The sequence below is a fragment of the Paenibacillus sp. BIC5C1 genome (genome assembly GCF_032399705.1).
Classification (GTDB): domain Bacteria; phylum Bacillota; class Bacilli; order Paenibacillales; family Paenibacillaceae; genus Paenibacillus; species Paenibacillus taichungensis_A.
Genome location: NZ_CP135922.1, coordinates 2,591,885 through 2,603,588, shown reverse-complemented (window position 1 = coordinate 2,603,588; position 11,704 = coordinate 2,591,885). Strand labels below are relative to the sequence as shown.

9 protein-coding genes are annotated in these 11,704 nt (G+C 48.4%); all 9 read right to left on the bottom strand.

The window, feature by feature from the left end; translation table 11 throughout:
• Nucleotides 1–153: 153 nt before the first annotated feature.
• On the bottom strand, nucleotides 154–960 hold the full coding sequence (locus tag RS891_RS11950; RefSeq protein WP_113052562.1) for an SDR family oxidoreductase: 807 nt from the start codon (nucleotides 958–960) through the stop codon (nucleotides 154–156).
• Between the two features lie 189 nt (nucleotides 961–1,149).
• On the bottom strand, nucleotides 1,150–1,992 hold the full coding sequence (locus tag RS891_RS11945; RefSeq protein WP_113052563.1) for a protein phosphatase 2C domain-containing protein: 843 nt from the start codon (nucleotides 1,990–1,992) through the stop codon (nucleotides 1,150–1,152).
• A gap of 10 nt (nucleotides 1,993–2,002) precedes the next feature.
• On the bottom strand, nucleotides 2,003–2,755 hold the full coding sequence (locus tag RS891_RS11940) for a vWA domain-containing protein (protein WP_064639011.1): 753 nt from the start codon (nucleotides 2,753–2,755) through the stop codon (nucleotides 2,003–2,005).
• A gap of 33 nt (nucleotides 2,756–2,788) precedes the next feature.
• Entirely contained in the window at nucleotides 2,789–4,882 is a 2,094-nt protein-coding gene (locus tag RS891_RS11935) for a protein kinase family protein (protein WP_315795364.1), read from the bottom strand.
• 157 nt (nucleotides 4,883–5,039) lie between these two features.
• Nucleotides 5,040–5,315 (bottom strand): WXG100 family type VII secretion target, encoded by a 276-nt coding sequence (locus RS891_RS11930; protein WP_017689071.1) that lies wholly within the window; start codon nucleotides 5,313–5,315, stop codon nucleotides 5,040–5,042.
• Nucleotides 5,316–5,509: 194 nt separating this feature from the next.
• Nucleotides 5,510–6,058, bottom strand: coding sequence for a WXG100 family type VII secretion target (locus RS891_RS11925; protein WP_113052565.1), 549 nt, complete (start codon nucleotides 6,056–6,058; stop codon nucleotides 5,510–5,512).
• Nucleotides 6,059–6,064: 6 nt separating this feature from the next.
• On the bottom strand, nucleotides 6,065–6,895 hold the full coding sequence (locus RS891_RS11920) for a hypothetical protein (RefSeq protein ID WP_315795363.1): 831 nt from the start codon (nucleotides 6,893–6,895) through the stop codon (nucleotides 6,065–6,067).
• 16 nt (nucleotides 6,896–6,911) lie between these two features.
• Entirely contained in the window at nucleotides 6,912–10,916 is a 4,005-nt protein-coding gene (essC, locus tag RS891_RS11915) for a type VII secretion protein EssC (RefSeq protein WP_315795362.1), read from the bottom strand.
• A gap of 56 nt (nucleotides 10,917–10,972) precedes the next feature.
• Entirely contained in the window at nucleotides 10,973–11,293 is a 321-nt protein-coding gene (locus RS891_RS11910) for a hypothetical protein (RefSeq protein WP_053783884.1), read from the bottom strand.
• Nucleotides 11,294–11,704 lie beyond the last annotated feature (411 nt).

Sequence of the window (11,704 nt, the reverse complement as noted above, 5' to 3'; positions counted from 1 at the left end):
TATTCGAATGTTAGCATTATAACAAAAAAAGCCGTTCCAGAGGAACGACTTCATAGTTACATTCATTACAACATTTTACATCCTTCCATTTAACTCGCTCACGACGCTGATTGAAAGTCGCTCTATGGATGGATATGGATACAAAATGCTCATTTAGCTCAACAGCGACTCTGCACCGTCAATGACAATTTCCGCACCTGTAATGTGTCTGGACTCCGCAGAAGCCAGGAAAGCTACCAGATCAGCGACATGCTCTGGCTGACCCGGTCCGTCCGCAAGCGGTTGCTGGCCTTCCGGGAATTCCATCGGGATGACGATTTGATCCAACTCATCCGTTTTGACCGTACTTTGGTCAATATTCGTTGCAATCGCTCCGGGACAGATGACATTGACACGAATCTTGAACTTCGCCAATTCCAGCGCAGCCATCTTGGCAAAAGCAACCTGCCCCGCCTTAGATGTACTGTACGCCGACATGCCGAAGCTAGAGAAGCGCTGATTACCATTAATGGAGCTTGTGATAATGATACTGCCGCCACCACGTTTCTTCATATGAGGCAGTGCATACTTGATCGTAAAAAAAGTCCCGTTCAGATTCGTCGTAATAATCTGCTGCCAATCCTCAACCTGAATTTCTTCAATCGGTGCCGATACACCATTAATACCTGCATTGGCAAAAACGATATCCAGACCGCCGAATAATTCGATGGTCTCCAGAACTGCTTTTTCCACCCGGGCAGGATCGGAAATATCTACATCGAATGCTCTTGCCGCACCTTCACGCAGCTTATTAATTTCGGCTTCCGTCTCCGAAATCCGATCATTAACCAGATCGAGCAGTGCAACATGTGCTCCCTCACTCGCCAGTTTGAGTGCTGCCGCTTTGCCAATCCCCGAACCAGCACCTGTAATGATGGCGACTTTACCTTCGAACCTTGGCTTGCCGTTATGTTGTGTCATAATCCATTCCACTCCTTCTCGCTCAGTAATTATGTAAGAATGTACGTTCATGCAATTTCTGTAAGTAGATTCTTCACAAGATTACCCAAAAAGAGTGTCTTTTAAATCAACATGGACAAGTTTTTTCGTAGTTAAGGCTCACCACTTTTAGCAGCATGATCAGAGTTGTCATAGAATCCTCACTTGACCTCACCATTCCAGCTCAATGAAAGCGGCATCATCTTCAAGCCCGCCCGTATGTCTGGCATCCAGCAGCACCTGGATGTGCTCATCCGGAATATAAGCCTGGATAGCATCCAGATCATTCAGGCCATCCGTGTACATTTGCAGACGAATTGCTTCATTCGCAGACATTTTCGCCTCATAGATATGCGGTTGGCCACCCACTGGACCTTCCAATGTAGACCAACGTTCATTCGTACGGCAGTTCATCTGAAATGCTGCCGATTGCTCCTGACCGTTACGCCAGAGACGGATACGGGAATCCCCTTGCCAGGCTAGCCACACTTTGCTTTTTCGATTGCCTGCCGAGAGCTCGATGCGTCCACATACGTACATGGCCTGACTTCCCTTGCTCCGCTTCTCCATCAGCACTTCCCGCAGCAGTACAGGCGAGTTTTCCAAAGGCTGCAACTTCTCCAGCTGTTCGGATGCCGAACTGGTCAAATCATGAAGCAGACGTTCCATAACATCCAAAGAAGGATGCGGAGTCGTTTCCAGCCACTCCAGCAAGGCGTTCCCCAGAAAGCGTGCGGCAAAATCCCCAAGGTAACTCATGCCTACCCCATCACATAATACGAAAGTACACACATTACCATTCATGCGAACAGCAGCAAAATCCTGTCCGGTGTCTCCCTGATTAACGGTCTCCGCCGCTCTTCCATAGCCATACCTGCATTTGAATGTACCTTGATAACGGGTCAACGGCTGTTCCCCTGTCTGGACACTCACATAACGAAAGTTGCCCTGATAGTGGTCCGCACGGCTCCCCTTATCTCCAGCAGACAATGTTGCCAAACGCATCGCTCTCATGATTCCCCTCCTATCTCACAGGCGTAGCAGCGGACATCTGAAACCCGATGGATACCAGTTCTGCACAAGTACCGGGAAGCATCATCAGTGCACCAGGTGAAAGCAAATAATCCGCCTCAACCAGCATTTCACGATAACTTTCCGGCAGAACCGAGGACATATTGCGCAGCTTCTCCCCATGTTCATCCTGAAGGACCGTCTCCTGGGATATTCCCTTCCATCTTCGCGGCTCTGGAATAGGGCCCTCCAGCAGATGATCGGATATAAAAATATTCTCGACGAGTACATTGCCATCAGGCACGCTCATACCCATTATTCTTTTGGCAATGGGCTCCGGATCTTCGCCTGTAGCTACCCCATCGGTCATATGACATACAAGCGGTGCAGGGCAATCCTGCATATTTGGAATTTCAGCCTGCAGAATTTTCTCGGCCTGCAGGAAAGCTTTCGCTGAATCCGAGAATCTTTTCGGCGTTAAGTCGGGTAAGGAACCTACAGCAGCGATTTCGTCGATTCCTTTTATCCCGTTCAACAGGTCGTACACATCGTCGCTGTATGCCAGAATCGCGATCCTGTAACGGGGTGTCAGTCGGTTGCCCTTGGTCGAACGAAACACCATTTGGCGAATAGCCAGAGATAAGGCATCATAAACGACATCAATCCGCCGACGGTTGTCCAGAACCATATTCATAGAGGCGCTAATATCAATTAAATAGATAATCAGTGCGGGTGTGCGCTGGGATGCTTGAATTGTGTAGTTCATCTGGGATGTGTCACCTCCGTCGTTCACGTTATTTTACAAGTTGGGTAATGTATAATCCGTATTGCTCAGGAATTTATTGATCGCACTCATTCGTGCTGCCACTTTACCGACACCTTTGAAATAGGTCGCATCAGTGTTGTACAGATTTTTGAAATCACGCGCGTATGATTCGGCATTCTCAATTTTTCTGCCTTTTTGCGCATTATACGTTTTATTGTAATGCGCTATCAGCGTGACAACATTCTGGGCACGCTTTTTCTTGAGCGCAGCTTTCTGGGCTGCCTCCTGTATGCGCTGAGCCTCAGCTGCTGCCTTACGTTCGGCTTCCTGCTTCGCAATCTTAGCGTCATTTTCTTTTTTCCAGACTAGGTAAGCTTCATATTTCGCCTGTTTGTCGTACTTTTCCTGTTCAGCCTTCTTGGCTGCTTCCAGCTTCTGTTGTTTCTGCTTGGCAAGATACGCCTCATATTTCGCTTGCTTATCGTACTTAGCCTGGAGCGCTTTGCGCTCTTCTTCTTTCTTCTTGGCCTCTGCCTGCTTTTTCTCCGCTTCAGCCAGCTTTTTCTTTTCCTCTGCATCCAGTTTCGCTGCATCTGCTTCTTTTTGTTTCTTTTCTTCTTCCTGCTGCTTCAGAGCAGTCAGCCTCGCAGCTTCGGCCTCTTCCGCAGCCTTTTGTTCGGCCTGTTGGGCAGCCGCCTCCTGCTCCTTCTGTTTTACCTCCGCCTGATCGGCCAGTATTTTTACCGTCGGCACGCTTCCAGCCAGCAGAACAATCAACACCGCCGAAGAAATCATAAACTTTTTGGATCGGTAAAAAGGAACCTTGAATGGCTGAGCTGTATCATCAGGCTTGGGATTTAGCTTCGCGTCCAGCTCTTGAATCGCAGCCTCAACTTCCATCTGCATCGCACTGTTATCCGGAATGAAATGATGTAGTGAACGGTACACTTCGAGCGCCGCAGCCGGTTTGCCTTCATCCTCCAGTGCTCTCGCCTGAAGGAAGAGACGGTTTACTACCGCTTCCTGACCAGGAGAGGGTTCCACGGCGGGCACATTCTGACCCGTATTTCCCAGCTTATCCGATATACCGCTTGCTGCTTCTGTCCCTTTTATCTGCTTAGTCTCCACTGCATTTGACTGGTCTGAAGTCTTGACTTCAGACTCTTCTTCAACAGATGCTGCACTTGCCAGACGGATGTCCACAGCAGCCAGTGCCACAAACCATTCGCCAAACGTAGGGCAGCTGCTGAGATCATGACTCTCCCAGGCACGAATAAACAGATCGGACACCTTGGAGCCCCAGCGCTTCTGGAGCGATTCTCTCATGGCATAATAACGTTCATTTACCGTCTGCATTTCGTGCTGGTCAAAATAACTTTCTCCCCATGCTTTCTCCACAATCGCTGCATCAGACCAACTTAACATCTCCGCAATGATAACTGCTCCCGCAAAACGATCGGCATACGCACTCCACAAACCGCTATGCACTGTCCGATGGGCCGCATACCCCGGTGAACCGGCAAGCAAAGCATCTGGACGATCCATTCTGGAACCGTACATCTGCTCAACGTCTACCAGTTCAACTGCTGAAATCCCACTCAGGTTCTCCACTTCGGAAAAAAACGGAATCATCACATTGGGTGCGGACAAATCACAATGAGCCAGTCCACGCTGTTCCATAGCCGAACCGGTCCCAGCCAGAGCTCTCGCCAGCTTCAGACTTTCCTCTGCTGTCAGCTGCTTTTGATCGCTGATTACATCGAACCAGGTCAGACCATGCACCCACGGCATCAATACCGCATACAACAGATCAGGATGTTCTCCAATGAGCGCTCCGTTTCTTTCCGGAGTGAGCACATCACGCTTGCATACCTGCAAACCTGGCAGTTCACTATAAGACTCCATATGCTCAGACTGATACACCATAGCCGGGATACGGAATTTAGGAAAAAATACTTTTAGTGCTTTGGCCCCACTTATGGAACCGTTACGGGGTAACAACTGATAGACGATACCCTGCCTTCCAGCTTGGGCGTAAGCCAGACCGGGCGCAGCCGGATGCTGCCCAATGATATAGGCAATGTCGTTAATCACCACTTCATCCCCGGGATTTGGTTGAAAAGACATACTCATCCCTCTCTCTGTCATTCTGTCATAGTGCAGCAAAAACCGGGTGTTGTGAAAACGCCCGGTTTTTGCTGTAGTTATACATCCTCAGCTTGCTTCCCGCATATGATTCTGGGCAACTTCGGTAATGAAAACTGCCCGAACTATGTATCGCAGATTAGCGAGCTTGGTCAGCCGTACGGAATTTGTTGGCAATAGCCGTCAGTTCCGCGCTGATGCTATTCAGCGTCTGAACGAAAGATTGCATTTGTTTGCTGGCTTCCTGGAATTCCTGGAAGAAGCGTTGTTTCGTCATACCTTCCCATTGCCCCTCCATGCTTGTGATGGATTGAGTCAATGTAGAAACGATTTGCTGACTTTGCTCACCGCTTTGTTTAAATTGGTTGGAAACCTGATCAAGCTGTTCTGGGGTAACTAAAATCCGTCCTGCCATTTGTAAATTCCTCCTTGGTTTGTGCAATTAAGTTCACTTGTTCAAATTGTACTATACAAGGATCGATCGGACAAAAGCCGAAGGACCTAATCCTATTTACCCCATTTTTGGCATTCGAAACTTCACCTAACAGACTATTTATAAAAAAATTCACTTTCTGCTGTCTTGCTTATTCAGCCTTGTCCTCCGTGAGCTCAGGAAACCACAGGTTCGGTTTCTCTTCTCCCACGAAAGGAGGGATCTGTGAATCTCCACGCCACAGGTTCAGGCTGCATGGCCTGAATCAGGGTCGCCGGCGAGCCATCAGGCGGTGCGGCATCCTGTACACGGTACACTGCCGCTACCGCGGAAAATGGATCGGATACAACAGCAGCAGTTGCCGAATGCGCAGGCATAATCTCTCCTGCACGCTCCGTCTGAAGAACATTCAACATATTGACCGCATTGCCATAGGCTGTGTTCACATGACTCAACACTGTACGATACTCCATGTCCACCTGCTGGAATAACAAGGCCTTGCGTCCCAGCTGTACGCTCAAGTCCATAAAACGACGTACTGCTGCTTCGCAGAGTCGCTTGCTGTGATTCCATTCATTCATGATCGCGGCGCGGGCTTCAAGATCCCACTCCAACGAATGAATGGCCTGATCCAATACTGTCATCTTTTGTTGTATTTGCTCCGCCGCATACTGAATCTGCCTGCTCAGTGCCCGAAGCACATCCGGTTCCACACGAATGCGCATTTACCATCACCTTTCCTCTTCCCCTGCAGGCTGTTTAAGCCAGTCCAGCAGCATCTCGTGAAACTGTTCTCTCGTCGTCAGTGCTGCAACAAGCCAATCATCCGAAGCCGCAGTACTCATGCGAAACAGCCAGTTGGATACCGTACTTGCAGCGAAAGCCGCAGACTGTGATTTCCATCCTTCTCCGTTCCATACAAGCAACCGCAGTTCCCCTTCTGATTCCTTGTTCACCAGACAGCGCGCAAGCGCAAGTGACCCCTCGGGATCGCTTGTCTCTTGTACCAACTCATCAGCCACTGCCTGTAATTCTTTGTTCTTCAGATCATTCATCACATCATAGAATTTTTTCTTGGAGCACATCAGTGCCGGCTTTTCCGCCGGAGAATGACCACTCCAATTCATTCTTTGAATCAGAAAATCAATCGCTTCACGAACATTCCCCAGGTCACTCAGCCGGAACGAATCCGGTTCGTCTGCAACACGGGATACTTCAACGACACGTTCATCCGTGCAGTGCACATAACTTTCATACGACTTGCCGCTGTGCGTGTAGCGAATCCAGCAAGCCCTGTCGGACAGTCCCGCAATGGCTACCCTGGAGAAAACGGTCGGTGTCATGATCAGCTCACTGCTGTCCTGATCCTGAATCAGATATCCTTTGTCGAGCAGGGATGTTTTTACACGCTCCCACTCCAAAGCAATGTCTTCCGCCATATACCCGCGGAACGGATCTTCCACGCCAAGCAATCGGTCTGAACCGAGAATCCCGGCCAGGAAAAAAAGCTCTTTTATTTGCAAAGTGACTACCTTTTGCTTGGAATCATGAACCGTCAACATTATGAGCCACCTCCCCTCAAACTACAACATGCCATCGGTCACGAATTTCAGATATCCAATCGGTCATTTTCCAGGTGCCATCACATGGAATTGCACCTTTAACCCTGGAATATTTACGTTTTACATAATAACCCTGACCCGGAGGCAGTACCTTCAGCCCATTTGAATTCCCTCCGGACTCCGAATAAGGTATACGGAAGAACGAGAGATCATTAGGGTCTAAAGTCCCGAACAACAATCCGCTCTGGGAAGCCTTCACATCGTTCACCCAGTCAGAACCAAAGGTTGGAAAGTCTGCAGGAACTCCTGACAGAATCACATGTATTCCTCGGTCCCTGCCTTGACGAACGATCGCTCCCAATTGATCCTTCACATTAAAATCATTTAATTGCTTGGATAACGTATCCGCATCGTCGATAACGAGAACGATCTCTGGTCCACCGGTTAACTCGCCTCTTTTTAGAACTTCATCGTACAACTGTTGGATCACAGGTGCAAGCTGTTCTTCACGGGATACGTGTCCACGGACATGGGGCAAACTATTGATTTCCCCCAGTCCTCCGGAACCATACCGCATATCTACCGTGTATATTTGCACGTCTTCAGGAGACGCATGATAGGCAAGGGATAACATCCAGGTCAGCAAAAATGTCGTTTTGCCACCTTCCATCGGACTCGTAACCATGAAATGCGGTCCTTCACGCAAATTCAGCAGGAAGGGTTCCAAATCATCGGTCAGCAGACCTACGGGTACTGTTAAGGAAGAACCGTCTAAGACTTGCCCGAAGGTTCCTGTACGGATAAGTACATCTTTGAGCTTAACCTCTTCCGGGAGCGGCGCAATCTGCGGCGCATCTTCTCCGTTCCAGTTTTCTCTGATCTCTGCAATCATGCTGCGCAGAGCGGAAGAACGCTTGCCTTCATCTGCTCCGGATGATGGCAAAGCCGCCTGGAACATCAATGGAGGTACCTGTCCTTTGACCAGTCCTCTTCCAGGTGGAAGCTGGCTAGGCGCCTTGGACGGCCGTCCCACTGCGTAATAATAGTCGCTTGGATCAGACAATTCAAACGAAACCGCATTGGGAATATTGCTTCTGAATTTCTCAAATACATCCGTAACACGGTTGGCCGTAAGGATAAATGTGATTCCCAAACTGCCACCTTCACGAAGGATCGTTTCCAGAAGTTCATTCTCCTCGGGATAAGCATTTCGGAAAGAAAGATAACCATCGATAACAACTACAATCTGTGGCACGGCTGCATGAGCTGCGCGACGGTAGGCTGATATTGTCTTAACCCCGGCTTCCGAGATCATGTCCTTGCGTTGTGCCGACAGTTTCAGGATGTATCGGAATAAGCGCTTGATCCGATCTTCCTCTTCAGACATCATTACCGCACCGATCTGAGGCAAGCCTGCGAAATCCTTCATCATCCGGCCCATATCAATAATATAGCCATGCCAAGGTTCAGTCCGCTTAGAACGGGCCAGTGACATCAGCAAGGTTTGCACAAACGTCGTTTTTCCCAGACCAGGCATACCGTATACAACCAGATGTCCCTGATCCACCGGAAGTGCGAGCGGCTGCTGTCGTTGATTAGGCAGATCATCCAGCAGGCCAACTACAGGTTTCAGGCCAGCGGCTCCGCCGTCAAGCAATACTTCACGATTCTCTTCTTCCCGCCAGTCGTTGAGGCTTTCCCATTCCAGTGTCTCAGGCAAGGGTGGCAACCAAGGCCCTGGTAATCGGGTGATCCCCGCCTCTGCTGCCGCTTCTGCCACATAATCAATAAATACCTGAAGTTGCTTGGGCACATCCTCACCTTTGAGCACAGCTCTGCGCTCTCCAGTCAAGAGTGGTTCCCGTTTGCCATTCAAGCGAACTTCCATAACAGGCAATACTGTCGTTGTATCTTCCTGCTGATTATACGGCGCACCACTCCAGGCGAATTGCATTTCCTCAAACACTTCATCACTGCCTACCTGGAAGTATCCACGGCCTGGCTTGGTGATCCAGGCCGCATTCGGAATTTTGATCATATCCCGACTATCCCCTTCACTTTGAACGCGAAGACAGATACGGAAACGCGAATTGCTCCAGATTTTATCATCGACCACACCTGCAGGCTTCTGAGTTGCCAGTATAAGATGTACACCTAGTGTCCGGCCGATGGCCGCTATGCTGATTAATTCATCCATGAACTCCGGCTGATCCCGCTTTAATTGCGCGAACTCATCAATGATGATAACCAAATGCGGCAACGGTTGTTCATGTCTGGAACGCAGAATTTTGTAATACTCATCAATGTGCTGGAGATTTCCTGCATCATTTAATATTTTCTGCCTTCTGACCAGTTCGGCCCGCAGTGAGATATTGGCTCGTTCAATCAAATTTCCATCCAGATTGGTGATCGTGCCGACGACGTGAGGCAAGCCCACAAATGTATTCGACATCCCGCCGCCCTTATAGTCAATCAACATAAAGGCCAGATCATGTGGATGGAACTCGGCAGCCAGAGAGGCCACAATTGACTGGATAACCTCACTCTTGCCTGAGCCCGTTGTCCCTGCGATAAGACCATGCGGGCCATGACCCTGACGTTCGATTTTATCATGTAAGTTAATTGCAATTTTCTTGCCGCCGGCTCGCACGCCCATAGGCACGGGAAGTGTGTCCGGGTACCGTGTCTGGCTCCAGCGTGTGACCACATCCAGATCTTCCACTCGAGATGTACTTAACATGTCGAACAACGGAAGCACCTGGGGTATATCTGAAGCGGATGAGCGTTTCAGACGAATCGGTGACATATACCGCGAGAGTGCATCTGCGGACTCTCTGGTGATCACATCTGGCGTGTACATTTGCCTGATCACGTCGGCATCCTCAGTTTTTTTAATATAAAGCCCTTTTCCTTTGGAAGCCTCCATAATTAACTGACAATGCATAGGTAGGGATTCCTTGCGGTTTGCCAGAATGATGGTACATACATCGATCTCCTGCGCCGATTCCAACAGCAAGGGAAGCAGCGGCTCTTCTTCTATTAATTGAGTATCCGAGAGAACCACCACATAACATGGCGTTTGCACGGTTTTCTTATATCGATCTTCCTTATTATTGCGCCGTCGGTTCAACACGGAAAACAAGCTGTCCGCCAATTGATGCGCACCGCTGTGCCTGTCGGCCATATAGCGTTGTCCCTGATCTTCATCCCAAATGTGGGGCAACCAGCGCAGCCAATCCCATTCCTTTGATTCCTTTTCTTCATAAAAGGCAGCAATCTTTAATTCATCCGGTGAATGACGGACGGTCAGTTGTGAAATAATTACACGCAATGAAGCGAGTACTTCCTCACGATTGCCGACCAACCCCATAACTTTCGACTGAAATAAAGGCAGTGTAATCGATGCTTCGGGTACTGTCTCGAATTCAGCTGCCAATTCATGAGCCGCTTCAATTAACTCATCCTTTTCATAACCGTCCACACGAGGAACCTGGAGTTTGATCCGGAACGGAATTTCGCCTGTGCCGATTCGTACCTGCAGGAAGTCATCATCTTCCGGGGACCGTTCCCATAACGAACTGTTGCGATTCTTCACCAACTGAAGACATACATTGGGATCCCCATGAATTTCATACAGACTCTTCACTTGCTCCGCTTGAGCTGCCTTCAACTCTTCACGATGCTTCTCCAATTGTGCACGATACATGGTAGTACGCTCTTCCAGCTTTTTACGATAGGACTTCTTGTTGCTCAGATATACAAAAAAAGGAATCGTGTATGAAGTAAGCATCATCATAACCGTCATCATCTGAAACATCATATAATTGGGATTGCCCATTTTGCCCGTCATGTTGATATATACGTAGAATCCGATACTGACCATCGTCATCATGATCGGTATTATAATAGAAATCATTGAAAATGTAGGTTTGTTTGGTTCTGCCGGAGGCCTCAGAATCTCCAGCCTTTCTTCCTTAAGAACCGGTGTCATTCTTGGAGAACGTTGATATAACACATTCACGAAGAGAAGACCTCCTTATATTTCATTGCCGTAATCAATATATACGCCCAGATCGTTCATTCGTTGCTGTCCTGCTGAAACAATGAACGTCTTCCATACACTGGCGCTTCTTCAGAAGTAGTGGAGAACGCCCGTTGGACCCGTACACAGCTTCCTTGACGCAGCCCTGTTTCCATTAACTGTTGTGTGTTCTGTGGCGAGAACCACAATCCTTCCGGAAATTTGGCTTCAAGGATGTACTGAATCCCTTCTCCCGGTGCCTGCCCGAAAATGCGGACTCCCAGCAATGTCTTCAGATGTTCGATAGTACATTCATCCGGGACCTCGATGTCGAACCACTCGCCTTCCTCCCGGCCGGAATACACGGTAAGAATCAAAATAATCCCTCCCATGGTCTCATATGTAAATTGTCCTAGTGTCAAATTAAATCAAAATAATGCAGATGAAACGCTATTCCATCCCTATTTTCTTACATAAACACCCTGTTTGCAATGTGCAACCTGTAATTTCGTTACATATGACCCACGTATATATTAAAATATCGTCCATTCGACTCAGAACTTTCGAGGCAGTAGTCACGTTAATTATTGCAAGGATGCGAAACTACACATCTTTCTTCCATATAAATGGTAGCTGGCAATTGATTTTTCGGGACTTTTTAATGCTTCGCCCACAATTGAATTGTGAACACTTTTCAAACATTGCCCACCTTTATGTTTTCATAAGCTGATTTTAAGGTAATTTTAAGCATTGGAATTTAATATAACCAGTAAGAAATAACTCTCGTG